The sequence below is a fragment of the Blastocatellia bacterium genome, from assembly GCA_035573895.1.
Taxonomy (GTDB): Bacteria; Acidobacteriota; Blastocatellia; order HR10; family HR10; genus DATLZR01.
This window is the reverse complement of record DATLZR010000021.1, coordinates 41151-65722: the sequence shown is the minus strand read 5'-3', so window position 1 is coordinate 65722 and position 24572 is coordinate 41151. Positions and strand designations below refer to the sequence as shown.

Genomic DNA, 24572 nt, shown 5'->3' with positions numbered 1-24572 from the left:
CGCCCAGTTGCAGGAGGCCCTCGCCCGCGTCAAGCAGTTACAGGGGCTCCTGCCGATCTGTTCCTATTGCAAGAAGATCCGGGACGATCAAAACTACTGGATTCAGGTCGAGCAATACATCGCCGAGCATTCGGATGCTCAATTCAGTCACGGGATCTGTCCCGACTGCTATCGCCAGTATGTCCAACCCGAACTCGACGCGTTACGGCAGCGATCAAAATCGTAGAGAAAGGAGGAAGGTGAGCATGATGGACTCATACGATGGTGCTACTGCAGTGAGCCAGCGAGAAGAATCCCCGATGATGGGAGAAGAGCTGGCGGCGGTCCTCTTTCACCAGCATCCTCAACCCATGTGGATTTGCGACCATGAGACGCTGGCCATCCGGGCGGTGAACGAATCGGCCATTGAACACTACGGCTATTCCCGGGAGGAGTTCCTGCAGTTGACGTTGCGGGACCTCGCCGTCGGTCAACAGGACAACGACGAGGCGCTCGACCGACTGTCATCGGCAGTTTCTGTTCATAGATGGCGATCGCGCCATCGGCGTAAGGACGGAATGATCATCACCGTAGAAATGACGGCGCGACCGTTGAACTTTGCCGGAAGGGGAGCGCTCATCGTCATGGCCCAGGACATTACCGACCGGGTGAAAGCGGAAGAGGCCCTGCGCCGCAACGAGGAGCGCTATCGGCAAATTGTAGAGACGGCGCAGGAAGGCATCTGGGTCATTGAGGCCGAGGCGCGCACCTGGTACGTCAACGAGCGAATGGCAGAGATGCTGGGCTATTCCCGTCAGGAGATGCTCGGGCGTCCTCTCTACGATTTCCTCGATGAAGCAGCTCAGGTGCGCGCCCGACAAAATGTCGAAAAGAAATTTGAAGGGGTAACCAAGCACGGCGACTTTCGCTTTCGTCGCCGGGATGGATCGGTGCTCTGGGCCATTGTCTCGGTCAAACCGCTCTACAACGACGCCGGGCAGTATATCGGCGCCCTTGGGATGATCGTTGATGTGACCGAACGGCGACAGTTGGAGCGGCAGCTTCAGCAGGCGCAGAAGATGGAAGCCATCGGACGGCTGGCCGGCGGCGTGGCGCATGACTTCAACAATTTGATCACGGTGATCACCGGCTACAGTGACTTGCTTCTCCGCTCGTTAGAAGAGACGAGCCCGCTCCGGCGCATCATCGAGGAGATGAAACGGGCCGGGGAGCGAGCTGCTCTCCTGACCCGTCAACTCCTGGCCTTCAGCCGCAACCAGCCGATAGAACCGCGCCTGCTCGATCCGAACGGCGTCATCATTGATATGGAGAAGATGCTCCGGCGATTGATCGGCGAGGATATTGAGCTGATCACAATCCTGCGCCCGGACATCGGATCCGTCCGAGCGGATCCCGGTCAGCTTCAACAAGTCCTCATCAACCTCGTCGTCAATGCCCGCGATGCGATGCCTGACGGGGGCACCCTGACCATCGAGACCGACCGGGTCGAGCTGGATGCTGAGTACGTTGCCCGCCGTCTGAATGTGCGGCCCGGCCCTTACGTCGTGCTGTCGGTGAGCGACACCGGCTGTGGCATGGATCCGGAAACCCTGTCGCATATCTTCGAGCCGTTTTTCACCACCAAGGGGGAGAGAGGAACGGGTCTCGGTCTAGCTACCGTCTATGGCATCGTCACACAATGCGGCGGGTATGTTGATGTGATGAGCGAGGTCGGTCGGGGAACCACTTTCAAAATCTACCTTCCCCGGATCATCCCTCCGCGCGATGAACAAGTCACAGCCGCGCCGTCCCGATGCGCGTGTGGAGGAACGGAAACCATCCTGGTAGCCGAGGACGAACCGCTCGTGCGCGAGCTGATCCGCGAGGTCCTCCAGCGCAAGGGATACACTGTGTTGGAAGCCTCCAACGGGGTGGAGGCATTACTGGCCGCGCGTCGCCATCCCGGACCCATTCACCTTCTGTTGACGGATGTCGTGATGCCCCTGATGAGCGGAACCGAGCTGGCCGCCCAGCTTCAACGCGAGCGCCCGGGAACGAAGGTTCTGTTCATGTCAGGCCATACCAGTCGGGCCGGCCGATCACTCGCTTTGCTGGAGTCGCCGGCGATGTTTCTCACCAAGCCGTTCACACCTGAGGCATTGGCCGCGAGGGTCCGCCTTATCCTCGATGCATCCGATGAGTAATGTGAGGCGCTCGCGCGCCTGACAGCTAACGGGCGATGCCGGCGAGGGAAGACTCAGCCATCTGATGTTCGCCTTCCCGGTCGGGTAGTTGTCGCTGTCTCCACTGGCGTGTGCTTCCACCCGGCGTGCGTGCAATCGCCGATTCGTCTAGAAAACCCAGGGTTGAGGGAGTAGAATACTGCGCCTTGTGTCCAAACCGAAGTCCCAGGGGGATGACCTCCTGTCGTGGAAGGGGAATCATGACAAAAACGCGCATTCTTCTCGTCGAGGATAATCCCGGCGATCAGCGGGCCTTCATCGAACTCGTCGTCCACGAGAATTTGCCCTACGACTATCGCATTGCCGGATCAGTGGCCGAAGCCAAGCATCTTCTTCAGTCCGAGAATTTCGATGTCGTTATCACCGATCACTTTCTCGGCGATGGAACGGCCTTCGATATTTTCGATCTCGAAATTGATGCTCCGGTCATTATCGTCACCGGTGCTGGAGACGAGGAGACCGCTGTGCGGGCTCTCAAGGCGGGCGCGTACGACTACCTGGTCAAAGACCTCTACAGCCATTACCTTCAGGTTCTACCCCTGACCGTCGAGCATGCGATCATCCGCAAGCGGGCGGAAGATCAGGCGCGAATGCTCTCTCAGGCAATGATGAGCATCAGTGAGAGCGTCTTCATCACCGATCTCGAAGGCCGATTCCTTTTTGCCAACGGAGCTTTTTGTGAGACCTACGGCTACGAGGACGCGGAAGTGAAGGGGAGAAGCTGCGAGCTGCTCGGCGACGTGACGAGTGAGGGGGAGGTCCTTCATCGGCGCAAGGATGGCAGCGAATTCCCTGTCTTGCTCTCGCGTTCGTTCGTGTTGGACGACCGGGGACGGCCGAAGGCGGTCGTCTACGCCGCCCGGGACATCAGCGAACGGAAGCGGGCGGAGCAGGAACGGGAGCGCCTCATCGAGCAACTTCAAGAGGCACTCGCCCGCATCAAGACGTTACGGGGCTTGCTGCCGATCTGCGCCTCCTGTAAGAAAATCCGCGATGATCAGGGCTACTGGAAACAAATCGAGTCCTACGTCCGCGAGCACTCCGAAGCCGAGTTCAGCCACAGCATCTGCCCCGAGTGCATGGAGAGGCTGTACGGAGATCTGGGCACAGAGGAGGCGACCGAGTCATGAAGCTCAAGGATCGCGTCGTGCTGATTACCGGTGGGAATCGCGGCATCGGACGGACGGCGGCGTTAGCTCTTGCGGTCGAAGGAGCCGACCTCGTTCTCCTCGGTCTCGATGAGGAGGGATTGCACCGCGTCGCCGACGAAGTCCGGACCGGGGGCCGCCGCTGTCTCACCTATCGGGCCGATGTTTCACGAGAGGAGGATGTGCAGCGGGCCGTCGAACAGGCCCTCGATCACTTTGGCCGGATTGACGTGCTGGTCAACAATGCGGCCATCATGGGTCCGACCGCTCCAGTGGTGAATGTGGCGCTGGCCGAATGGCAGGAGACGCTCGCCGTGAATCTCACGGGACCGTTTCTTTGCTGTCGCGCCGTCCTGCCGCAGATGATCGCTCGTCGAAGCGGCAAGATCATCAACATCTCTTCGATTGGCGGGCGGCGGGCCTATCCTCTGCGGGCTCCCTATGCCGTTTCCAAAGCAGGATTGCTCATGCTCACCCGAACACTGGCCGCCGAGGTCGGCGAGTACAATATTCAGGTCAATGCCATCTGTCCCGGTCCGGTGGCCGGGGAGCGCATGCGCCATGTGATCGAAATGCGAGCCCGCCAGACCGGCCTCTCAATCGAAGAGACGACCCGTCAATTTGTCGAACGCACCGCCTTGCGCCGGATGGTCGAGGAACGCGATGTCGCCGCCCTGATCCTCTTTCTCGCTTCGGACGATGGAAACAATATCACCGGAGCCATCTTCGACGTCACCGCCGGGTATGGACTCTGACAGGTTGGGAGGAGACGCGTTTCAGAGGACGGGACTTCTGAGGCGATCAGGGCGAGTGCTGCGTGCCGTTTCTCTCATCGGAGTCGTCGGCCCCGCGGCCGAATGTGCGATGAGAGTCCCGTTATTGAGGGAGGAAGTGAGGTGATGAGTAACTCAGAACGATTTCAGAGAGGGGAACGATTGCTCGAGGAAATGCTCGGACGCGAGCGGGCGGAAGAAACGCGCGCCGCCTGGCGACGGATGTCACCCGACTTCGAACAGTATGTCGTTGAATTCCTCTCCGGCGAGATCTGGAGTCGTCCCCGGTTAGATCGGCGGACGAAGAGTCTGGTGACTATTGCGGTGCTCACGGCGCTCGGGCGTCCCCAGGGACTTGAGCTGAACATCCGCATGGCGTTGAGAAACGGAGCCACTGAGCAGGAGATCGTCGAGACGCTGCTACACATTGCCCCTTACGCCGGGTTCCCAGCCGCCTGGGAGGGATTGACCGTGGCTCACCGCGTGTTTGCGGAGACGCACAACTCATGATGATGGCAGAGAGCGGGGATGAGCTTCGCAGAAATTCCTCCTTGACGGTTACCTGTTCTCGAGCGGTGACGGCCTGCAGTGAATCGCTCCGCGTCTGAGGCTTTGTCACTTTGAGGTTCTGCCGAAATGGGTCAGGGATGAAAGATGCTCGACCCAGCTCCTCCTGAGAGAGGGAGAAAAACGATCCGCCTCCGCCGCTGATCCGGATTCCCGGGATCGCCCATTCGTCATTGGATGAAGCACTGGCAGTCGCAGAAGACGTCGCGCATTACTCGGGAAGCTGAGCGGCATACCTGGACCGCACTCCTCGCCGACGCGAAATACCGACCAGGACGCTCGTCGGAGAGGACGTAGAAATTGAGCCGGTTTGACCCGGTGAGTGAATGCATACTATAGCTGTCCTGAGGAGATCCGCGGCAGTTCCATGAGTCCTTGGTCAAGAAGACGCGGCGATGAATCTTACACCGACTGCCCGGAGGCAGTCGGGAAGGTCCTGCACACAACGTCATGCCGGTGCCGGCAATAAAGAGGCCCGGATCACAGTTGACTGGCGGTTTCCCTCAAATGGTCCAACTATATCCCTCACTGGGTGAAGCCCTGGGGCTGTCCTCCAGTGCCCGCATTGAAATTTTGGTCCCGTGAAACTATACTTCGCCCGACCGTGAAGAAGAAACGCGAGAGCCAACCAACAGTCATCGCACTTCGCAGCTACCGGTGGATGCGGTGGTCGGCACTTTTGGGTCTGGCCGCGGCGCTCTATCTCACCTGGCATTACTGGTTGTTTTTGCATGGGGAGGGGGATCAGGCGCTCTGTAACGTCAGCGAAGTCGTTAATTGCGATCGGATCGCCGCTTCCTCCTGGAGTCGGCTGTGGGGGATTCCCCTTTCGGTATGGGGAGCCGGGGGCTATCTGGCGCTGTTGGTACAGACTTCGCTGGCGCTGCGAGCGCGTGATCTCTATCAGCGATCTCTGGCCACGCTGCTGCTCATTGTTCCTTTCGCCATCGGTGTGATCGTCTTACCGATTGTTTCCTTCGCTGTGGTCCGGGCGCTCTGTCTGGGATGTGCCGTGAGCTGGCTGGCCGACCTGGGATTGATCTTCTGCGGGATCATGCTCGTCAAAGACATGCGGGCGCATGATCGGGGTTGGGCCTTCTCGCTCCGATCGCTAGCTCCGGCCGTGGGCGTGGGTGTTATGGGGATGGTTTTTCTCGCCGTGCTCACCACGACTCCAGCGCGACCGACGACGCCGCCCGAGACGCGCGCACGAATCGAGCGCGCTCCCGGCGTCGCCCGGTTTGACGAGTTGACGGTCACCGACGACCTCACGCCCGTATTGGGCAATCCGTCGGCTCCGGTGACGATTGTCTATTTCACCGATTTTCAATGTCCCTATTGTCGGCTGCAAACGGAAGCCCTCCGCCAGTTGCGCCAGCGGCGACCGGATGAAGTGCGGGTGATTTACCGGCATTTTCCTCTTGATCCCTCATGCAACCCTCGCGTGCCGCAGGGCCGCCATCGCTTTGCCTGCTGGCTCGCCCGGCTGGCCATCGAAGCCCAGCGCCGCGGCGTCTTCGTCCCGTGGTCCGAGGAGATCTGGAAGCGGCAGGAGACGCTCACCGAAGATGTCATTCGACAGGTCGCTCGCCAGTTTCGTTTGCCCGTTGATCAGGTTGTGAGCGATCCTCGTGTCACCGAGCGATTGATCCGGGACCTGTCCCTGGCCGACTTCGCCGAGGTCCGTTCGACCCCAACGCTGATCATCAACGGGAAGGTCTTTCGGGGATACGCTCCGCTCGACCGGCTGGAATCCATCGTCTTATCGTTTTTGACGGGAAAACCGTGACGCCCTCGCGCCGACTTTCGCATGTGCCCGCGCCGGCGGGCACATCCTGCAGCAAAATTTCCGAGGGTTTTACCTATGGTGGAAGAGTCGTATCTGGAAGCAGTCCTGGCCTACATCGAGGAGAATCGGCAGCGCTATGTGGATGAGCTTGTCGAGATCGTTCGCATTCCGAGCATCAGTTCATCGAGCGCTCACCGTGAGGATGTGCGGCGCTGCGCCGAATATCTCCGACAGAAGATGGTGGAAAGCGGCCTCACCCGAGCCGAGGTGATGCCCACCGGCGGTCATCCGGTGGTCTACGGGGAATGGCTCGGGGCACCGGGAAAGCCGACCATCCTCATCTACGGTCACTACGACGTTCAACCGGTCGAACCGTTGTCGGAATGGATCACACCGCCCTTTGAAGCGACAGTGCGCGACGGAGCCCTCTACGGCCGGGGAACCACCGATGACAAAGGTCAGGTCTACATCCATCTCAAGGCCGTCGAAGCCTGGTTGCGGACAGCAGGGTCGCTTCCGCTCAACGTCAAGTTCATCGTGGAGGGAGAAGAAGAGATCGGGAGCGAACACCTGGAAGAGTTCCTGGCGGCGCATCGTGATCTTCTTCAGGCCGACATCGTCGTGATCTCGGATACGCCGATGCTCGAGCGCGGGCTCCCTTCGATTTGTTATGGCCTGCGAGGATTGACCTACATGGAAGTGGAGGTGCGTGGACCGTCGGTGGATTTGCATTCCGGCTCCTTTGGCGGAGCGGTAGCCAATCCGGCGAATGTGCTATGTGAGATCATCGCGCAGCTCAAAGGGCCCGATGGTCGGGTGAAGATTCCGGGATTTTATGACAGGGTCCGGCGTCTCGGCCGCCGCGAGCGCGCGCAACTGCGGCAGCTCCCCTTCGTTGAGTCGGAATTTTTACGCCTGACCGGATCGCCCGCGCTGACGGGCGAACGGGGCTTCGCGACGCTCGAACGCATCTGGGCGCGTCCCACGCTCGATGTCAACGGCCTGGTGAGCGGCCACACGGCCGAAGGAGCGAAGACTATCATCCCCGCTCGTGCGCTGGCCAAGATCAGCATGCGGCTTGTCCCGGATCAGGACCCTGAGGAGATTGCTCGCCTGTTCGAGAATTATGTTCGCCAGATTGCCCCGCCCACGGTGACGGTCGAGGTCCGAAAGCTCTCGACGGGCCGTCCTTTCCTCGCTCCTTATGAGCACCCGGCTTTTCAAGCGGCCAGTCGCGCTCTGGCGAAGGGTTTCGGGCGTCAGGCCGTTTTCATCCGCGAAGGGGGTTCGATTCCTTTCGTTGCCACAATCCATCAGATTCTCGCGCGACCCTGCCTGCTGCTTGGTTTCGGTCTGCCGGATGAGAACTCGCACGCGCCCAACGAATGGCTCAGCCTGGAAAACTATCATCAGGGAATCGTCAGCGTCGCCCATTTGCTGGTGGAGCTGGCGCGAGTTCTCTAAGTGGTGATTTCAACTTCCTCCCGGGCGCGAACGAGATAAAGACCCAGGAGAATCACTGCCGCTCCCACCAGTTGGCCGGGCGTGGGACGTTCATTCAAACCGATCCCGGCAGCGATCATGGCGATGATCGGACTCACATTGGAGTAAACGGCCGTTCGCGTCCCTCCCAGCCGTTCGACGCCGTAGTTCCACACGACGAAGCAAAAGACGATCGCTCCCAGCGCGCTGAAGAGAAGTGCCGCCCAGGCTATCGGCCGGATCGCCGCCCAGGATTGCGCCTGCAACGAGGGGAGCGAAATCATCACCAGCGGCACCGTCCCGGCGATCATCGTCACCACCGTGCTTTGGACCGCGCCGTATTGAAGCGTGAATCGTTTCAGTCCCACCGTGTAGATTGCCCAGCAGAGCGTGGCCAAAAGTAAAAGAAGATCGCCAAAGAGGGTTTGCCCGAAGGCGATCTCTCGCACCTTGTCGCCCATGATCAGGGCGATGCCGGTGAATGATAAAAGGACGCCGACGACGGATCGGAGATCGAGCCTCTCGTGGCCGCGAACAGCACTGAGCAGAGCGACAAAAATCGGCGTCGTCGCCAGAATCAGCGCCGCATTGCCGGCCCGCGAGCGAGCCACGCCCTCGATGAAAGCTACCTGATAGATCGTGTTGGCGAGAATTCCCAGGCCAATGAGTGATCCGAGGTGCTCGCGTTGAATGGTGAACGATGACTGCCGGTGTCGAAAAAACAGGTACAGAGCCGTCGAGGCGATGAGGAAGCGCACGGCATTGAAACTGAGCGGCGAGAAATCGTCGAGCGCCGTCTTGATGACGGTGAAATTAACCCCCCAGATCATTGACATCATGAGCAGAAGCAGGTCCGTCGAGGGAAGGGGAAAACCGAGTCGTGAGCGCCGGGAGTCTCGCCGTCGTCGGGCAAAGGAGATCATAGAACCCTCGAGCGTTGATGTCGGAGAATTACCCCCCTCATCCGTGACGACATTCGGGAGCGATGAAAGGCGGCGCGGATTCTCGCGTCGGCAAAAAGTACAGGCGGGAAATCCTGCGCCACATTTCCGGTGGAGGGGACGACGCAGAGCGCGTTCCGGTGGCCCCGCTTCCGCGGGCGTGAAGGCTCAGGCGAAAAGGTTTCACGCATTGAGTTCTCCGATGACGGTGATCATCCGCCCGACGTGATTGTTCGATCTCCCTTCGCGCCGATAAGAGAAGAAGAGTTCGCCGTGACAGGCGGTACAAAGTGAGCAGACATAAATCTGCTCCGGGGGAACGGAGCGAGCGAGAAGCTGCGCCCGTGTGGCTTCGATGAGGTCGAGATGCGCTTTGCCCGATGGGCGAGCGGAGGAAAGGACATGTGTTTGCGGAAACTCCCGACGAAACAGCTCGATGACCTCCGGCCCAACCTCATAACAGCATTTCTGGATCGCCGGTCCGATGGCCACATAACAGTCGTGGCCGCGGGTACCGAATCGAGAGGCCATCAGGTCGAGCGTCTTCTCGACGATGCGGGCGAGCGTCCCTCGCCAGCCGGCATGAACGGCCGCCCGTGCCCGCGTGCGCGCATCGAAGATGAGGATGGGCAGGCAGTCGGCCGTCAACACGCCCAGAAGAACGCCCGGTCGTGCTGTCACCAGAGCATCCCCTTCCGGCGGGGGACTCGCGCATGTCGTTCCGTCTTCAACGACCACAAGGCGATCGGAATGCTGCTGACGCAGGGTGAAGAGATTGCCTGTCCCGGCCCCGAGCGCCCGGAGGAACCGACGCCGATTCTCCTCGACGTTCTCCCGAAGATCGCCTTGAAAATATCCGAGATTTAAGGCATTCTCAGGGAGCGGGCTCACGCCTCCGACGCGCGTGCTCGTGGCCGCAACAAGACCGAAGCGTTCCAGGGATGGAATGCGAACAAGGAGAAGGTCGTTGCAAGCTGTCAGACGAAAGTGGTTCATCGTATGATCATCGGGATTGGGATTGACCTCATCGAGATTTCGAGAATCGAGGCGGCGCTCACCCGGTATGGCGAGCGGTTCCTCCATCGGGTCTTTACGCCCGACGAAATTGCCTATGCTCGTCGCAAACACCATCCGGCTCCGCATCTGGCTGGCCGATTCGCGGCCAAGGAAGCCGCCTTGAAAGCCCTCGGTACCGGCAAAAGCGGCGGCATTCGCTGGCGCGACGTGGAGATTTTATCATCCCCCGGCGGAAAACCCCGCATCGAGTTTCACGGTCGCGCCCGGGAGCGCCTTCGGACTTTACGGGGAGAACGGGTTCACGTCTCCATCTCGCACGGGCGCGACCTCGCCATTGCTGCCGTGATTATTGAAGGCTGATTCCTCTTGCGGTTGTCTTCCGCCAACCGTTGCGCGAGCATGCCTCATTCGCTGTAGTCCCAGTAGAAAACCCTCTCCGGCGTCAGCCGAAAGATCAACGTGTCCGGCGTGTACAACTGCTGAAAGTTGCGATCCTGCCAGGACCCGTAATACTTCTTGCCGATGGCGCGCCAGACCGTTTTCCACATGTGCGCGTCTGTCACCGCCTCGGCTCTGCCCCAGAAGGACACGCCCTTGTACGTGCGCAGGCTCGCGCCGCCATCAATGACCCAACCCGCTCTGGGATTCTGCTGGATAAGTCGCCCCTTGGCGCTGTTCCGATGGGTGCCGAAGAAAAATTCCTGCCCGCGCATCACAAACCATACCGGGACGACGCGAGGATAGCCGTGGGCATCAACGAAGGCAAGACGCATCACCTTTTGTTCCTGACAGAATGCTCTCATCTTTTTCGGCAACCGCTTCATGGTTGAGTTCTCCTCTCCAAGAGTGATTCACCCCGTCTGTTCTCTGTCGAGGATGGATGAGAAATGGGTCATGAATGAAAGACGGGGTTCGGGGAATTGATCAAGGGCCCTTGGGGGTCAGCGCGCGATAGCCGGTTCGGGCGCGAACAGTAGCCCCCGGGCGCGAGACACTGACCCGAATCTGGTGCCAGCGGCCATCCCGGCGGGCCATCGGTGGGTAGTAGCCAAGCGTATACTGGTGCCCAAGTTCTTCGACGATCTGGGCGAAAGTCGCGTACAACGTGACTCCGCCAGGATCACGGATGTAGCGGCCACCGGTTTTCTCGGCCAGCGTTTGAAGGGCCCCTCTGGCCCGGAGAGCTTCCGCCGCCGACGTATACTTCTCGTCTATCAGATCAACGGCATAAACGGTCACGGCAGCATCCGAGGCTGCCCGAAGAGCATCATCGAGCGAAGCGCGGCTGGCTGTATCCGCCCCATCCGACAAAAGCAGGATGGCTCGGCGCGTTTCCTCTCGCCCCTTGAGGTCTTCAGCGGCCTGGACCAGGCAATCATAAAGCGCCGTGTATCCTTCGGCGCGAATGCGCCAGAGATCGGGATCCACTTCGGGGTAAGAGCCAAAGTCCTGGACTCGTGCGCACCGGTGGGAAAACACGTAGACGGCAAACACATCCTCCGAGCGAATGCCGTGGGCGAATCCGCGTGCGGCGGCCTGACCGATCCGGAGCATCCGCTCCATGCTCCCGCTCACATCGAGCAAGATGGCCGCGACAAACGGGGTCTCTTCGGCGCTGAAAAAAACAATCTCCTGCGGTTGCCCATCGTCGAGCACGGTGAAATCTTTAGCCGTGAGGCGGGAGATATAGCTGCGGTCCTTTCCCGTGACCGTCACATTGACGAGAACGAGCGACGATTCCAATCGAATGATGGGCTCCTGTTCGGGTCGTTGCGAACCCGCTCCCACGCCTGTAAGGCTGAGGATGAGAAGACATGCCGTGACCTTCATCGCCGGTATTCGATCCCGATTCACTCTCACCGCACGAGCGCCCGTCTGCGCTTTCAGGAACCGGATTCTCCCCGGATCATCTGCCGAAGAGCCCGCGACAGGCGAATGATCTGATCCGAGCGAATTATGACTTCGACCGAAATGGCATAGGCGTTGAGCTTCTTCATCGCCTGGTGAAGTGCTTCAGCAGATACCTTCAGTTGCTCAAGGGCCTGTTGGGGACTTTCCGGCAGCCGCTCCTCCTGTTCGAGCGATCCGGCACCGCTCAGGGATTTGATCCGCTTGGCCAGTTTCTCGATCTCGGTCAGGAGATCCTCAGATTGTCTCCGGGATCGTCCCGACGCCATCTTCTCCTGAAGCTGGCTCACCTGCTTGAGGATCTGCTCGGATGCTGTGACCGCCCGACGAAAATCTGACTGCCGCATTTCGATGGCGGCACGGTCGAGCATTTCCTTCTCGGGGTCAACCGTGGGATCCCGCGCCGATTCCCTGGTTTCTCTTTGCTTCTCCGGCTGAGGCGGAGACGATTCAGTCGGTTTGGGCGGCGGCTTTGATTCCTGAGCCGGGACGGCGAGCGGTAAAGATATTCCGCCCAGAGATATGCTCAGCAAGAGACAGCATGCGAGCCGATGCTTCATGGCGGTTCGTTCATTCTGCGCTCGCTCGTTCGGGAGCGGCCAGGCCCATTGCGGCCACTTTAGCGCCGGGCGCAATGACGGCACCGGCCAGAATTGTCGCTCCGGATCCGATGACCGCCCCATCGCCGATAATTGTTTTTCTTTGCGCGGAAGACGGGGATCGTCCTTCACGGGCCACGCCGATGCGGGCATACTCGCCGATAATGACGTCATGCCCGATCTCGATTTCTCCCCCGTCGTCGAGGACGACCTGGCGGTGAATCGTGACCCGATCACCGAGCGAAATGTTGTAGCCGAATCGAAGCGACACACCCTCCCAGCAGGTGAACCCTTCACCGACCCGTTGAAAAATGTAGGGCGCAAGGAGTCGTCGCAGTTTCAATCCGAGATAGGCATTCGCCCCTAGCGGAGAACGATCAACCACTTGCCACAACCACAACAGCGGCTTTCGCTCCCTGTACCTGTTCACATCAAGTTCATCGGCATACTCCGCTTCCAGGATCACATGGCGAGGATCAAAACATGCCATGAGAGCACGCGCCCCAACGGGGAATTTATAATCGGTCAACCGACGAAAATCGGGGACATCTCCCATGTAAAGCTCGTAGAGGATGTCCCGGACGATATCATTCCGATCCCAGCGCGGATCAGCCAGCTTCTCCTCGAGTCGGGCGAGGAAATCATCGTAGATTGTTTCGATCAAATCCGGCGGCTTTTGATGAAGACGGTCGTAGTGTATGTTTTCACCCATTGCGTGCAACTCCTTCTGTTCACCGGGTTCGCCTCTAGCATATCACGAACGCTGCCGGTGTCAATGAAAAGAAGCGTCGGCCTGCTCGTCCTCCACCGAGAGGCCCTGATAAGCAGACAGGATCAGCGACTCGCTTTTCCGCACCGGCTCAGGGTGTCGCTCGACGTGTTCTCGCCTTCCAGTTAAGGAGGAGACACCACACCGACTGAGGCAGTAAAAGGGGAAAAGGAGAGTTGCCAACATCCCTTGCTTCCGCACGGCCTTCATCATGGCCTGACTTTGCGCTGACCTGATCATCGAGCAGCGCAAGGAGGCGTTTGGCGCTCCTTGTCGCCAGGACGCTGGCTGACGATGGCCCTATCAGAGGGTGCGCTCAATTGTTTCTACCGAATCCACCGCCAGTGCCACATCCATCGGCTCCTCCAGACGGGCCGGTTCCAGCGTCTTGAGGCGTTCAACGAGATCCGAACTGACGGCTCGTACCCGATTCCGCAGCACCCACAATGACTGCTGCTGTGGAACCCTGTTGCAACCCCTCCTGGAGCTTCTGTTGGCGACCTTCGGCCAGGGCTTCTTCAAACCAGGCTCATATCCAATCCTCACGATTTGTTTGATGATGGATCGGGGAGCTGAATTTCGGAGAGTGATCCGAGCAGCCCCTCGAATCGGTCATCCGCTCATCGGTACGCCCCAACTCGATAGCCCACCAAACCGCCATCTCTCTCTGTCCCGCCCATGACCGGCACAAACGAGGCAACGACCGACAAGCGCTGGCTCAAAACCGTCTCGGCATCCAGCTCCCGGAGATTAATCACACGATAGTCCTGCCGCACGACCAATCCCAGGCCCACGGACTCCTACCGGCTGGGAATGACCGTGGTTTCTGCGGCAGGAAGGATATTGATGAGCACCGGATAAGCCGGACCCGATACTTTTCCTCAACAAGTCCGGCGTAGCCATTCATCCGAAAGGGCATCTCGCGGTGATAGCGCAACTGTACCTCGGTCAACAAGAGGAACTCACCTTGAATGACGCTGCGCGCCCACACTACGGCATCCATGCGGCGACTGATGAATTCCAGCCCCACGTTGAACTGTAAAACGGTTCTCGCTTAGCCGGGGACAAGCACCGCATCAGATGCCAGAAAAATTTCCCATCCGGGTTCGTTTAGCTTGCAGATCCGTTACCGCGACCGTCTCTATTACGACCAAGGCCCATTCCTGGCGGCAACGAAGTGCAAATCGGGGAGGGAGCGGACTGTCAACCGCTTGACGAGTGGACGGGTGATAGCGTAGTCTCTCCCTCTGATGTCGCGGATGCAAGCGTGATAACGGAGCATCCGGGCGAGGGCGGGGCACACAAAAAGAATGCGGCAACCGAAAAAGTGAAGCCGCAAGCCGGAAGATAAGCTGAGGTGGGCCGTTAGCTCAGTCGGCAGAGCATCGGGCTTTTAACCCGAGGGTCGCAGGTTCGATTCCTGCACGGCTCACCATGATCATTTATGAGGAAGTGGAACAAGAGTCGTCCGAGCCGACCTCCCGGGGAGATCCGCTGCCCAGAGATTCTGAGCAGCTTCTTTTCAAGCGGTAGCTTCTACCGAACTGCCAGGTGGAGAAAGCGCGCCCATGCTTTCGTTCTCCTGATCTTGTTCAGCCTGTCGGGTGATGTTGCTCTTTCCATTCCGTGGCGAAACCAGTCTTCGCAGCCTCCCACTTCGCCGCTGTTTTTGCCGGCGGCGCGTCCCATCATAGTCTTTCCGTTTGAGAATCGAACGGCGCAACAGCTTGATTACAACTGGGTGGGCGAAAGTTGCGCCCTCATGCTCACGGAGTTATTGGCTTCGGCCAATGTCCCGACCGTCAATGCCGATGATCGGCGCTGGTTGTACCGGCAGATGGGATTTTCCGATGCAGCGGTTTTATCTCAGGCGTCGGCGATTCAGATTGCCGAAGCGGCAGCCTCTCGATATGCCGCCTTGGGATCCTATGAGATCAGTGGGGTACGAGGTCAGGAGCGAATCCTTATCCGGGCGCGGCTTCTGGACCTTGACCAGGGAAGGTGGGTCGGTCCGGAAATTCAATCGGGAGGACCTCTGAGCGATTTGCTTCAGCTCCAAGCGGCCATTGCCTGGGAGATCAGCTCACGGAGTTATCCGGGCGTATCAGTATCAATGGCCGACTTCAGCAAGGCCGTCCAGCAAATCCCATTGCCCGCTTATAGCGCCTATGTAAAAGCCCGGATGGTGGAGGACCCGGCAACTCGGATGCGATTGTTAACGATAGCCCTGAACGAGTACGCCCGGGCGAAAGTGGGCGGTCCCTTTGTGCCCGCCCTCTTTGAAATGGGGCGACTTTATTTCGAGCGCAGGGAGTACGCCGAGGCCTTGCGATGGCTGCGGCAAGTCCCTTCCACTGCCCCTGTCTTCGAGGAATCTCTCTTCTACCGGGGATTGTGTGAGTATTTCGCCGGGGACCGAGCGGCCGCTCAGGCAACGTATCAGATGCTCGTCGAACGACTCCCTCTGGCCGATGTCTACAACAATCTCGCGGCGATAGAGCTGGAGAATCAGCTCCTCGGTCAGGCCCTGGCTCATTATTCGGCGGCTGTCGCACGAGCGCCTGAAGATCCCGACATTCGGTTTAACTATGGGTATGGCCTGTGGCTGGCGGGGGATTTTGAGAATGCCGTTGTACAATTCCGTCACGTTCTTCGACGCCGCCTCGCTGATGGCGAAGCTCATTTTCTCCTCGGGCGGAGTCTCCAGAAGCTGGGGCGTTCGGACGAAGCTCAAGGCCCTCTGGCTCAGGCGCGGCATTACCTTCCGCGGGCCAGCGACTGGGAAAAAGTCGAGAAGCCACCGGTCGCCGTGCGACTGAAGACCACGTTCAATCGCGCCGCCCTTTTCTCCCTTCGGCGGCCCGGTGCAACAATAGCCGTGACCCGTCAGATGCACCGCAATGAAACCGAAGGTGCTCTCAATGAAGCTGAGGCTTTGATTGCTGCCGGACGAGATCAGCAGGCCCTGGATCTTCTCGCTAAGGTGCTTCATGCTGCGCCGATGAGCGCGCGGGCCCATTTTCTGGCCGGGGGCATCCATGAGAGGCAGGGAAACGTAGCCCAGGCCGTGTCCTCATTTCAGGCCGCTATCTTCTGGGATTCTACGTTCATTCCCGCCTATCTTCGCCTGGCCCGGATTTACCTGACTGTTGGTCAACGCGAGTCAGCTCGTCGTCTGATCGAGCAGGTGTTGCGCATGGACCCGGGGAACGCTGAGGCCGCTTCCCTTCAAAAGACACTCACGGGACTGCTGCAAACTCCCAAACCCTAATGGGCGGAGGACCTGGCTCACTCGTCAGGCGTCAAGGCGAAGTGACGAGAGATCAATCTCCGCTCCACAATGCAGGCACCACACGTGACAGCGAATGCGGTGATCCGGCCGATTGTCATCCGGCGACGGTCGGGCGAGGACGACCGTCTTCTCCCCGTCGGTCAGCTCGCGCCAGTGTTTGAGCACGCCGATACGGCAGACAGGACAAAGATTCAGCGTCAGTTGGCTCATAGTTGAAGTCTTCCCCACGATCGGTCTTCCGGTCAACCGTCGGGCTCTCCTGTTGCGCGGAAGAAAGCAACCGGGTTGGGCTGTCTGGCCTCCGTGCCCACCGTGTCAGCGGTCTAACCTCTGAGCATCTGATGGAGCCATTGTTGCATGACTTGCCTGGACTAGAGGGGGCCACTAACATATAGCACTTCGTCAACCGACATGGAGGTTGTCGTAAATTACGACCGGAACGCCGCCAGGTCCTGGCTCCCCTCTCGGAGTATGCAGACCCTGACCTCTCGACTTTTCTTACCAGCGTGCAGCCCCGGGGAAGGGTTCTGGCGAAACGTTATCGGCTCGGTAAACCATATTTGATGAAGGCAAGGAGCGCGCAGCGAGTGTGGCCGCAGCACAACCGGTAAAGGCTGAGCTTCGACGGGATGTGACCGTCTGGGGCTCCTACATGTGGGGATTTGCCGATGTTGGAGCCGATACGTTTGTGGCTCTCGGTCTGGTCTTTGCTTATGCTCAGGGAGCCTCGCCCCTTGCCTTTTTGCTCGCCGGCACGGTCTATATCCTCATCGGGCTCGCCTACACCGAGCTGGCATCGGCCTACCCAGTCGCTGGAGGTGGACAGTACTTCGCCCTGCGTGGCCTTGGGGACTTTTGGGGATTCGTCTCGGGCGCCGCTCTCATCCTCGATTACACGATTGACATCGCCCTGTTCGCTTATTTTGCTGTCACCTATTTCGCCCACTTCGTGCCGGCGCTTTCGGAGATGACGATCGCCCTCGGCCCCTTTCATCATGTCCGCATCGGGCTCGCTTTAGCGACGCTGGCTCTGATTGCCTTTTTGACGTGGCTCAATGTCCGGGGCATGCGGGAGTCGAGTTTACTCAACGAGGTCGTGGGCGTGCTCGTCATCTTGACGGAAACGGCGATCATTTGCATGGGATTGATCTTCGCCTGGAAGCCCGAGCTGCTGGCCCGTCAATGGAGCGAAACGTTCTCCTCGTTTGACACCGGCCAGTTTTTCTACGGTGCGTCCTTGGCGATCATCTCTTTTGTCGGCCTGGAATCCATTTCGCAGGCGGCTCAGGAGACGCGGCGACCGGCGACGGTTGTTCCTCGAACGTCCGTTGCCCTGATCTTCACCGTCTTTTTGTTTGCCCTTTCACTGTCGGTTCTCACGCTGGGAATGGTGGACTGGCGCGTTTTCCTCGATGAGAGAAATGTCGGGAAGTCCGTCACGTTGGTGGCGAGTGGTCTTCCCTGGATCGGTCCACTGGCGGAGGATTTCGTGGCGGTGCTGGCGGCTCTTGTGCTGACGATCTCCGCCAATTCGGGGGTGATGAGTGTCTCTCGGGTGGCCTTTTCGATGAGCAAGTTCGACTTCATCTCTTCCTGGTTCGAGCACGTTCATCCTCGATTCCGCACCCCCGCGCGAACCATTGTGATCTTCTCGGCTATCGGTGCAATCCAGGTCATTCTGGCTTCGCTCACCGAGAGTGCCATTGATACCCTGGCAAACATGTATGCCTTCGGGGCCACGCTCGGCTATCTGCTGGTGATGGTCTCCCTCATTCGCCTTCGGTTCTCGGACCCCTATACTCCCCGACCCTATCGCGTTCCCTTCAACATCGCCCTTCGCCGTCAAGGTGTGACCGTTCATTTCCCTCTCCTTGGGCTGGTGGGATTGATAGGGGTTGCCAGCATCTTCGTCATCGTCCTTCTCACCCATCGCATTGCCGCCATTGCGGGCCCATCCTGGGTGGCCCTGTGCTTTCTCTATTACGCCTGGTACCGGCGACGGCGAAGATTGCCCGTGTTGCGTCGGGTCGAACGCGACTGGGAATCGGAGCAGAAGGCCGTTCTCGAATCGGCCGAAGAGTATGACCTGCTGGAACAGTATCGCCTTGCTCTGGCCGAGCGCGACCGCTGGTATCGCCGAATGGCACACAGCGCGGAGAGAGGTCTCGATTCATGAGGGATCCGTATTCTTCAAACCGCACCTTCCCTCAGTCCGGGGAGCCAAGGCGTCGGCTCCTGAACTGGTACGATTACATCCAGATCATCAACACGGGATTCTTCATCGTTCTGGGGCTTGTGATCCTCATTCGACTGGCGCTCAGCCAGATCACCGTCATGGGCGTCATTGTCGGGGCCGGATTTCTGCTTTTCGGGTTCTACCGGCTAAGGGCAATCTGGATTTTCTTTCGACGGAGGAGATGATGTCTCCGGCCGAAGTTCACATCTCCTGGCTGGGAACTCTTCTGGCTCTGATTTTCGCTCTGTCGCTCGGTGGGCTCTTGTGGTGGATGCTTCATCCCCCGGCTCCCATCGGGCCGGCGGTGGCCCGCGCCTTTCGCGGAGTGAGCGCGCTCAAGCGCATTCTCGTGCCGGTCAAAGGCACGAGCTATAGCGATCGTGCCGTCGAATTGGCCTGTCGCCTCGGCTATGACCAGCAAGCCGAGATGATCCTCGCCTATATCATCGAGGTTCCGTTGTCGCTTCCCCTGGGAACACCGCTTGATCAGGAGGAGAAGAAGGCCCGCGAGGCCATTCAACGCGCGTCGGAAATCGTCAAGTTGCACGGGCTGAAATCCATCCCCGTCATCGAGAGGGATCGCGACGTGGGTCGTGGCGTCCTCCGCGTTGTCACCGATCATGATGCGGACCTCGTCGTCATCGGTCTCAATCCCCGGCGAGTGGCGGCAGGAGATGCTGTCGGCAAAGGAATCGAGACGATTCTCCGCCGCGCCGGAATCGAAGTGATCATTGACATGGTCCCGGAAGGCTAATGAGCGGTGCCGCTCAAGACGATCCATCAGATCGGCTCTTTCATCGCACAGGGAAACGCTCTCCTGGGCTGACCCCTTTGAGCGGATCTCCTGCCGACATGAGTCCGTGATCATCCCCTGGAGGCTTTTATGCGGGCGAGTCATGTTCACCCCGGCCACATTCCCTCAAGCCACCGGTTTCTTGTGCCGGGAGCAGGTATGATGGTGCTGGCTCTCCTTCTTTTCTGCCCGGCTCAAGGGCCGAGAGCGGCTGTATCATCCTCCAATGGATTGAACAATAGCCGCGCGACGGCACTCCCGTTGACGCTTCCCGCCTCTGCGACCATCGAAGTTCGCGGGACGATTGATCGCGCCGACCGAGTCACCGGCGAAGTCTTCGATGCGACCGATTTTGGCCTGGAAGGAGGCTTTGATGACATCGAGTGGTTCGGTCGGTTCACTCTCGATCGGCCCGATCTGGTCTCGGCAATTCTCTCGATCCTCACATCGGGTGGGGACCTCGATCTGTATTTGCTCACGGGAGAGGGTCGAGTGGTTCAAAGCTCCTTCGGCGTCAATAACCCGGAAGGGTGGGATCCGGGAATTCTGCTCGAAGCGGGCACCTACTTTGTCGGCATCAGCAATTATGATGGAGATGCCGCGACATCTCCCGGTCCCGGCACATCCTTTGTTCTCACTCTCACGCGCGGTGGGAATCGGCAATTGCTTGCACTGGATAATGGGCTCCCGATTGATCGTTACTTTGCCACAGCGCCGGGACGGATTGTGCTCAATCGTTTCGTTCCGGTGGGTTACCCCTTTCGCCTGGAGCGGGTTCTGATACTCTTCTTTCGGCGCTCACAGAGCGAGCCCAGTCCGGTCGGTCAACTGATTCGGCTCCTTGTGCTTCATGATCCATCCGGTGGGAGGGTTCCCCCAGTGCTTGGTCACGCAACGGTTCTCGTTGATCGGACGGAGACGGTCCAAGAGTCCGGGAGCTTTAGCGTCTATCCGGTCTCGCTGCCAGTGATCACTCAGGGAGTCCTGTACATCGGCTTTCAGATCCCCGCCACGGTCCCGCGCAATACTCTCTCGATCTGGGCTGACGGATATGGCCTTGATCGGCGGCAATCCTTCACCTCGACCGATCAGGGAGAAAGCTGGTCGGTTGTCCCCCTGCATAGTTTCTTCATCCGCGCCGAAGGGACGCATTTGACGGAGTCCCTTGGACGCCTCACGTCGGTCAAGGTGTTTTAATCGTACCGGCTCGTGCGCGCCGGAGAGCGGGGTCCTGCCCGAGGATGTCGGAGTCATGAGCTTGAGCTTGACGCAAGGAGTACCGCAACGGTATTTTGGTTGACGAGATGAACGATCAGAGTTATCGGCACGCCATTGTTGAAATCGGGCGACGGCTTTACGAGCGAGGCTATATCGTTGCCACCGACGGAAATGTGAGCGTGCGCCTGCCCGATGGAGAGCGCATTCTGGCGACGCCGACCGGTGTCTGCAAAGGCTATCTCTCACCCGATATGCTGACGGTTGTGGACCTCGACGGGCGCAAACTCGAAGGCCGATTGAACCCCTCTTCGGAGCTGGCGATGCACCTGGCCATATACCGGGGACGACCGGATGTTCAGGCGGTGGTTCACGCACATCCCCCATGCGGGACCGGCTTTGCCGCAGCGGGAATGGCGCTCGATCAGCCCCTTGTATCGGAAGTCGTACTGACGCTCGGGTGCATTCCGCTGGCCCGTTATGGTACGCCATCAACCACCGAACTGGTGGAAGCGATTGCCCCCTATATCCCGCACTATGATGCATTGCTTTTGGAAAACCACGGCGCGCTGACTTACGGGCCGGATCTGGAAACGGCCTACTTCCGCATGGAGACGCTGGAACATTTCGCCCGGATTTCGCTCGTCGCCAAACTGCTCGGACAAGAGAAGCCCTTACCGCCGGATGCGGTGGAGAAACTCTTCACGCTCCGTCAGCGTGCCGGTTTGAAGTCACCCTCGCCCGCACTCTGCGGGTTACCCGGGCCCAGACCAGCCCCGACATCCCCCGCTTCGTCTGTCGGGTCCGATGGTGCCGACGAGACGATCACTCTCACGCGGAAGGAGCTGGTCGAGTTGATTGCCGAATCCGTTGAGATCGTGGCCCGGTTGTTGGGAGCCCGGAGCTGATGGATTGTTCCCGCTTGCCTGCGGGCGGCCTGTCGGTGTAGATTGCATCCGTCCAGCAACAGGACAGACTCACGCCAGAGGGGAGGGAACATGGAAGCACTGGGAATGATCGAGACACGAGGATTGGTGGCCATGATTGAGGCTGCCGACGCCATGGTCAAGGCGGCGAATGTGACCCTGGTCGGGTATGAGAAGATTGGTGGCGCTTACGTCACGGCGATCGTGCGCGGGGAAGTGGCCGCCGTGAAGGCTGCGACCGATGCCGGTGCCGCCGCCGCCCGTCGCGTCGGCGAACTCGTCAGCGTCCACGTGATCCCGCGACCGCATCAGTCAGTGGATGAAACCCTGCCGGTGACGCCGAAGTCACGAGGCCAATCGGTTTGATGATACCTTCTGGCGGGAGCGAGCGGCCTTCGGTCGTTGCGCTCTGGCGCAGGGCATATTTTTCCGAGAAGCTATGATCCTCGCCCGCATTTTGGGAACCGTCGTCGCCACGCGCAAGGACGAGCGGCTTCAGGGGAAAAAGCTGCTCGTCGTTCGGCCCGTCAGCCCCGACGGGCGGGATGAATCGGGGTATCTCGTGGCCGTGGATACGGTGGGCGCGGGCTTTCGTGAAACGGTGGTGGTCGTCTCCGGCAGCTCGGCCCGGATGGCTCAAGGCTGCAAAGATTGCCCGGTTGATGCCGCCATTGTCGGGATTGTTGATACCGTCCGGGTAGAGGCGCAATAAGCCAGCCTGAGCCAGTCACGGGCGTCACCGGGATGACATACTCTCTTTATGCGGAGCAAACGGTCGCAGCCCCCATCGAAAGAGTTTTCGACTTCTTCACCGACCTCAACACCCTCGTGCAGTTGACGCCTCCCTTTGTCCGGCTCCGTATCCTCAGCACGGAGACGAAAATCTGGGGCCCAGGCCAGCGCCTGGAATATGAAATTCGCCCGTTCGTTCTTCCCCTCCGATGGGTGAGCGAAATCACCGAGTTCGATCCCCCCTTTCGATTCACCGATGAGCAGGTCAAAGGCCCCTACCGACGGTGGCGGCATGTGCATCACTTCTACCCTCTCTCGACGGGAACGCTCATCGCGGATGACGTTACGTATGAGATTCCCTTTGGTTTCCTCGGGCGAATCGTTCACCGGATCGTCATCCGGCGGCAGCTCGACGCGATCTTCGCCTTTCGGCGAATGCGGGTGGAGCGATATCTCGGTTGAATCGTTTCCCTCACCGAACCCGTGCTCTCCGATCAAGGGTGAATAGGGTGCGCTCCCCCTCAAAAGAGCCCCGCGAGAGTCATCGGTGATGGTGAAAAACCGTCCGCGCGCCTGTTCAAAGAGAGGGAGGGTTTGCGAGTCAGTGGTCAGGCTTCTGGGCGCAGGCAAGAAGAATGTCCCCCAGGTTGAGCCAGATCGTTCGATGGGCGATGCCTAACCGCTCGACGCACCCCGATAAGAGCTTTCCTGCGAGCGAGTTCATCCGGCGAAGGCGGTCGGCCAAAAGTCGCAGGCTGACGAGCTTGCCCACGCGCTCGATGCATCGCACGGTGAATCCGGTCGCCTCCAGCGCCTGCCGGAGGGTGCGGGGCGAGAAGAAATAGTAGTGATCGGGGATGAAATGCCGCCACCGGTGTCGAAAGATTCGAAGCCAGGGCGTCTCGATATTCGGCGTTTCTATGATGAGGAACCCCCTCGGTCTGAGAAGCCGAGAGATTTCCTCCAGAACTGCGCGGGGAGAATTGACGTGTTCGATGACATGGAACATCACGACGAGGTCAAACGATGCGGCCGCGAAGAGAGAGTCAGCCAGGGTTCCGGTAATGACATCGAGGTGATGAACCTGGCGGGCGCGCGCGCTCGTTACCGGGTCCGGCTCGATCCCAACAACATCGAATCCGGCGGACCGAGCCAGGACGAGAAATTCCCCCTCGGCGCACCCCACCTCCAGAAGCCGACCTGATGGAACGAAGCGCTGGAGCCAGCGAAGCCGATGGGCAAACAGGGCCCGACGAACGGGTGCTTCATGTGCTTCCACTGCCTCATCCACCAGTCCCAGGGCATCAACCCGCTCCTTCAAACGCCGAGATTTCTCTTCGTCGCTCGAGGCGAAGGTGAAGTCCTCCCCCCGCACTCCAACATACACGAGCCCGCAGTTCCGACACCTGACAAGCGGTCCATCCAATCGGTCGGATTCGAGAATGAAGTGGGCGTCAGAGCATCCGCACAGGTCACAGGGAAGGTAAGAGGCTCGAGTCGAAGTCGGCTTGCGGGGCATCACCGAGATTCTCCCCGGAGATGTTTCCGCTCGATGTCGAGGATCTTCTCGACGCGACGGCGATGGCGCTCCTCCGTTAAGGTGCTCGACAACCAGACAGGAATAATCTCGCGGAGCTTGATCGGATCAATGAGTCTTGCTCCGAGGGTGAGGATGTTGGCGTCATTATGCTCGCGGCTGTTGCGGGCGGTGGCAGCATCGTAACAGGGAGCGGCCCGAACGCCCGGTAGTTTGTTGGCCACGATGGCCGAGCCGATTCCCGCCCCATCGAGGATGATCCCACGACCGTACTCGCCCCGGGAGACCGCCGCCGCGACCTTGTAGGCGATGTCGGGATAATCTACCGGACGGTCGTCATAGGTCCCAAAGTCGTGAAAGTCATAGCCAAGTTCGACCAGAAGCTTCTTCACTTCTTCCTTCAGGGAGAATCCGGCATGGTCGGCTCCGAGGGCGATGGTCTCACGGGCCCGCGCGGGCAGGCGAATGATCTCGATGTGCCGTTCGGCGGCGGCATCTCGCGCCGAGGGCGTCACAATGGTCTCCGGCGGGATGTAGATACGGCTGCGCGAGCGCACGCCCGCGAGATCGCTTTCGGTAAGAACCTTCTTCTGCATCGTTTCTCCGTCGGACCTCACGGTTGGTTG

General features: G+C 59.5%; 28 protein-coding genes and 1 tRNA gene. 18 read left to right on the top strand and 11 right to left on the bottom strand.

Annotated elements, in window-relative coordinates:
• The 7 genes from VNM72_02865 to VNM72_02835 form a co-directional block, all read left to right on the top strand.
• Window positions 1–226 (top strand): hypothetical protein (locus tag VNM72_02865; GenBank protein HXF04338.1); only part of this gene is annotated, 226 nt, incomplete at its 5' end.
• Window positions 227–245: 19 nt separating this feature from the next.
• Window positions 246–2183: a PAS domain S-box protein gene (locus VNM72_02860; protein HXF04337.1), complete on the top strand. Its 1938-nt coding sequence runs from the start codon at window positions 246–248 to the stop codon at window positions 2181–2183.
• A gap of 239 nt (window positions 2184–2422) precedes the next feature.
• Window positions 2423–3352, top strand: a complete 930-nt coding sequence (locus tag VNM72_02855) for a PAS domain S-box protein (GenBank protein ID HXF04336.1) — start codon at window positions 2423–2425, stop codon at window positions 3350–3352.
• Window positions 3349–4125: an SDR family oxidoreductase gene (locus VNM72_02850; protein HXF04335.1), complete on the top strand. Its 777-nt coding sequence runs from the start codon at window positions 3349–3351 to the stop codon at window positions 4123–4125. Before VNM72_02855 ends, VNM72_02850 begins: the two co-directional genes overlap by 4 nt.
• Before the next feature lie 144 nt (window positions 4126–4269).
• Complete coding sequence (locus tag VNM72_02845) at window positions 4270–4653, top strand: carboxymuconolactone decarboxylase family protein (protein ID HXF04334.1); 384 nt, start codon at window positions 4270–4272, stop codon at window positions 4651–4653.
• 661 nt (window positions 4654–5314) lie between these two features.
• Window positions 5315–6499 carry a vitamin K epoxide reductase family protein gene (locus VNM72_02840; protein ID HXF04333.1) on the top strand — a complete coding sequence of 395 codons (1185 nt, stop codon included), beginning with the start codon at window positions 5315–5317 and terminating at the stop codon, window positions 6497–6499.
• 75 nt (window positions 6500–6574) lie between these two features.
• Complete coding sequence (locus VNM72_02835) at window positions 6575–7963, top strand: dipeptidase (GenBank protein ID HXF04332.1); 1389 nt, start codon at window positions 6575–6577, stop codon at window positions 7961–7963.
• Here the strand turns inward: VNM72_02835 and VNM72_02830 are convergent.
• Complete coding sequence (locus tag VNM72_02830) at window positions 7960–8904, bottom strand: DMT family transporter (GenBank protein ID HXF04331.1); 945 nt, start codon at window positions 8902–8904, stop codon at window positions 7960–7962. The genes VNM72_02835 and VNM72_02830 overlap by 4 nt on opposite strands.
• Before the next feature lie 201 nt (window positions 8905–9105).
• Window positions 9106–9918 carry a peptidoglycan editing factor PgeF gene (gene pgeF, locus VNM72_02825; GenBank protein HXF04330.1) on the bottom strand — a complete coding sequence of 271 codons (813 nt, stop codon included), beginning with the start codon at window positions 9916–9918 and terminating at the stop codon, window positions 9106–9108.
• A 3-nt stretch (window positions 9919–9921) separates the two neighbouring features.
• On the opposite strand from pgeF, the gene acpS reads away from it, so the two are divergent.
• A complete protein-coding gene (acpS, locus tag VNM72_02820) occupies window positions 9922–10299 on the top strand; it encodes a holo-ACP synthase (GenBank protein HXF04329.1) in 378 nt (125 codons plus the stop codon).
• 44 nt (window positions 10300–10343) lie between these two features.
• On the opposite strand, the gene VNM72_02815 is transcribed toward acpS, so the two are convergent.
• From VNM72_02815 to VNM72_02790, 6 genes are all read right to left on the bottom strand, one after another.
• Window positions 10344–10763 (bottom strand): pyridoxamine 5'-phosphate oxidase family protein, encoded by a 420-nt coding sequence (locus tag VNM72_02815; GenBank protein ID HXF04328.1) that lies wholly within the window; start codon window positions 10761–10763, stop codon window positions 10344–10346.
• A 100-nt stretch (window positions 10764–10863) separates the two neighbouring features.
• Entirely contained in the window at window positions 10864–11769 is a 906-nt protein-coding gene (locus tag VNM72_02810) for a VWA domain-containing protein (GenBank protein HXF04327.1), read from the bottom strand.
• Window positions 11770–11822: 53 nt separating this feature from the next.
• Window positions 11823–12380, bottom strand: a complete 558-nt coding sequence (locus tag VNM72_02805; protein HXF04326.1) for a hypothetical protein — start codon at window positions 12378–12380, stop codon at window positions 11823–11825.
• A gap of 37 nt (window positions 12381–12417) precedes the next feature.
• Window positions 12418–13158, bottom strand: a complete 741-nt coding sequence (locus VNM72_02800) for an acetyltransferase (protein HXF04325.1) — start codon at window positions 13156–13158, stop codon at window positions 12418–12420.
• A gap of 360 nt (window positions 13159–13518) precedes the next feature.
• Complete coding sequence (locus VNM72_02795) at window positions 13519–13656, bottom strand: hypothetical protein (GenBank protein ID HXF04324.1); 138 nt, start codon at window positions 13654–13656, stop codon at window positions 13519–13521.
• Between the two features lie 179 nt (window positions 13657–13835).
• Window positions 13836–14009, bottom strand: a complete 174-nt coding sequence (locus VNM72_02790; GenBank protein HXF04323.1) for a hypothetical protein — start codon at window positions 14007–14009, stop codon at window positions 13836–13838.
• Window positions 14010–14574: 565 nt separating this feature from the next.
• Here VNM72_02790 and VNM72_02785 point away from each other — a divergent pair.
• Together VNM72_02785 and VNM72_02780 are read left to right on the top strand one after the other, a co-directional pair.
• Window positions 14575–14650 (top strand) — tRNA-Lys (locus tag VNM72_02785).
• Between the two features lie 234 nt (window positions 14651–14884).
• Window positions 14885–16486, top strand: coding sequence for a tetratricopeptide repeat protein (locus VNM72_02780; protein HXF04322.1), 1602 nt, complete (start codon window positions 14885–14887; stop codon window positions 16484–16486).
• 24 nt (window positions 16487–16510) lie between these two features.
• Here VNM72_02780 and VNM72_02775 read toward each other — a convergent pair whose 3' ends face one another.
• Window positions 16511–16717, bottom strand: coding sequence for a hypothetical protein (locus VNM72_02775; GenBank protein HXF04321.1), 207 nt, complete (start codon window positions 16715–16717; stop codon window positions 16511–16513).
• Between the two features lie 379 nt (window positions 16718–17096).
• On the opposite strand from VNM72_02775, the gene VNM72_02770 reads away from it, so the two are divergent.
• The 8 genes from VNM72_02770 to VNM72_02735 all read left to right on the top strand — a co-directional run bounded on the left by VNM72_02770 (window position 17097) and on the right by VNM72_02735 (window position 22871).
• Window positions 17097–18683, top strand: a complete 1587-nt coding sequence (locus VNM72_02770; protein HXF04320.1) for an APC family permease — start codon at window positions 17097–17099, stop codon at window positions 18681–18683.
• Window positions 18680–18928: a hypothetical protein gene (locus tag VNM72_02765; GenBank protein HXF04319.1), complete on the top strand. Its 249-nt coding sequence runs from the start codon at window positions 18680–18682 to the stop codon at window positions 18926–18928. Before VNM72_02770 ends, VNM72_02765 begins: the two co-directional genes overlap by 4 nt.
• Window positions 18925–19497 carry a universal stress protein gene (locus VNM72_02760; protein HXF04318.1) on the top strand — a complete coding sequence of 191 codons (573 nt, stop codon included), beginning with the start codon at window positions 18925–18927 and terminating at the stop codon, window positions 19495–19497. Before VNM72_02765 ends, VNM72_02760 begins: the two co-directional genes overlap by 4 nt.
• Window positions 19498–19626: 129 nt before the next feature.
• Window positions 19627–20733, top strand: coding sequence for a PPC domain-containing protein (locus VNM72_02755; GenBank protein ID HXF04317.1), 1107 nt, complete (start codon window positions 19627–19629; stop codon window positions 20731–20733).
• A gap of 107 nt (window positions 20734–20840) precedes the next feature.
• Window positions 20841–21659, top strand: a complete 819-nt coding sequence (locus tag VNM72_02750) for a class II aldolase/adducin family protein (GenBank protein HXF04316.1) — start codon at window positions 20841–20843, stop codon at window positions 21657–21659.
• 90 nt (window positions 21660–21749) lie between these two features.
• Window positions 21750–22043, top strand: coding sequence for an ethanolamine utilization microcompartment protein EutM (eutM, locus tag VNM72_02745; GenBank protein HXF04315.1), 294 nt, complete (start codon window positions 21750–21752; stop codon window positions 22041–22043).
• A gap of 73 nt (window positions 22044–22116) precedes the next feature.
• On the top strand, window positions 22117–22389 hold the full coding sequence (locus tag VNM72_02740; GenBank protein ID HXF04314.1) for a EutN/CcmL family microcompartment protein: 273 nt from the start codon (window positions 22117–22119) through the stop codon (window positions 22387–22389).
• A gap of 32 nt (window positions 22390–22421) precedes the next feature.
• On the top strand, window positions 22422–22871 hold the full coding sequence (locus VNM72_02735; protein HXF04313.1) for an SRPBCC family protein: 450 nt from the start codon (window positions 22422–22424) through the stop codon (window positions 22869–22871).
• 139 nt (window positions 22872–23010) lie between these two features.
• Here the strand turns inward: VNM72_02735 and VNM72_02730 are convergent, their stop codons facing one another.
• Window positions 23011–23730: a class I SAM-dependent methyltransferase gene (locus tag VNM72_02730; protein ID HXF04312.1), complete on the bottom strand. Its 720-nt coding sequence runs from the start codon at window positions 23728–23730 to the stop codon at window positions 23011–23013.
• A gap of 197 nt (window positions 23731–23927) precedes the next feature.
• The gene (locus VNM72_02725; protein HXF04311.1) at window positions 23928–24542 is read right to left on the bottom strand and encodes an RpiB/LacA/LacB family sugar-phosphate isomerase; all 615 of its coding nucleotides are present in this window, start codon (window positions 24540–24542) and stop codon (window positions 23928–23930) included.
• Window positions 24543–24572: the final 30 nt, after the last annotated feature.

Excerpts from the sequence above, each read along its gene's own strand:
- VNM72_02835 (HXF04332.1), top strand. The coding sequence starts at position 6,575 with ATGGTGGAAGAGTCGTATCTGGAAGCAGTCCTGGCCTACATCGAGGAG.
- VNM72_02855 (HXF04336.1), top strand. The coding sequence starts at position 2,423 with ATGACAAAAACGCGCATTCTTCTCGTCGAGGATAATCCCGGCGATCAG.
- VNM72_02725 (HXF04311.1), bottom strand. The coding sequence starts at position 24,542 with ATGCAGAAGAAGGTTCTTACCGAAAGCGATCTCGCGGGCGTGCGCTCG.
- VNM72_02860 (HXF04337.1), top strand. The coding sequence starts at position 246 with ATGATGGACTCATACGATGGTGCTACTGCAGTGAGCCAGCGAGAAGAA.
- VNM72_02850 (HXF04335.1), top strand. The coding sequence starts at position 3,349 with ATGAAGCTCAAGGATCGCGTCGTGCTGATTACCGGTGGGAATCGCGGC.
- VNM72_02755 (HXF04317.1), top strand. The coding sequence starts at position 19,627 with ATGCGGGCGAGTCATGTTCACCCCGGCCACATTCCCTCAAGCCACCGG.
- VNM72_02760 (HXF04318.1), top strand. The coding sequence starts at position 18,925 with ATGATGTCTCCGGCCGAAGTTCACATCTCCTGGCTGGGAACTCTTCTG.
- VNM72_02765 (HXF04319.1), top strand. The coding sequence starts at position 18,680 with ATGAGGGATCCGTATTCTTCAAACCGCACCTTCCCTCAGTCCGGGGAG.
- VNM72_02775 (HXF04321.1), bottom strand. The coding sequence starts at position 16,717 with ATGAGCCAACTGACGCTGAATCTTTGTCCTGTCTGCCGTATCGGCGTG.
- VNM72_02845 (HXF04334.1), top strand. The coding sequence starts at position 4,270 with ATGAGTAACTCAGAACGATTTCAGAGAGGGGAACGATTGCTCGAGGAA.
- pgeF (HXF04330.1), bottom strand. The coding sequence starts at position 9,918 with ATGAACCACTTTCGTCTGACAGCTTGCAACGACCTTCTCCTTGTTCGC.
- VNM72_02800 (HXF04325.1), bottom strand. The coding sequence starts at position 13,158 with ATGGGTGAAAACATACACTACGACCGTCTTCATCAAAAGCCGCCGGAT.
- VNM72_02740 (HXF04314.1), top strand. The coding sequence starts at position 22,117 with ATGATCCTCGCCCGCATTTTGGGAACCGTCGTCGCCACGCGCAAGGAC.
- VNM72_02735 (HXF04313.1), top strand. The coding sequence starts at position 22,422 with ATGACATACTCTCTTTATGCGGAGCAAACGGTCGCAGCCCCCATCGAA.
- acpS (HXF04329.1), top strand. The coding sequence starts at position 9,922 with ATGATCATCGGGATTGGGATTGACCTCATCGAGATTTCGAGAATCGAG.
- VNM72_02750 (HXF04316.1), top strand. The coding sequence starts at position 20,841 with ATGAACGATCAGAGTTATCGGCACGCCATTGTTGAAATCGGGCGACGG.
- VNM72_02830 (HXF04331.1), bottom strand. The coding sequence starts at position 8,904 with ATGATCTCCTTTGCCCGACGACGGCGAGACTCCCGGCGCTCACGACTC.
- VNM72_02810 (HXF04327.1), bottom strand. The coding sequence starts at position 11,769 with ATGAAGGTCACGGCATGTCTTCTCATCCTCAGCCTTACAGGCGTGGGA.
- eutM (HXF04315.1), top strand. The coding sequence starts at position 21,750 with ATGGAAGCACTGGGAATGATCGAGACACGAGGATTGGTGGCCATGATT.
- VNM72_02815 (HXF04328.1), bottom strand. The coding sequence starts at position 10,763 with ATGAAGCGGTTGCCGAAAAAGATGAGAGCATTCTGTCAGGAACAAAAG.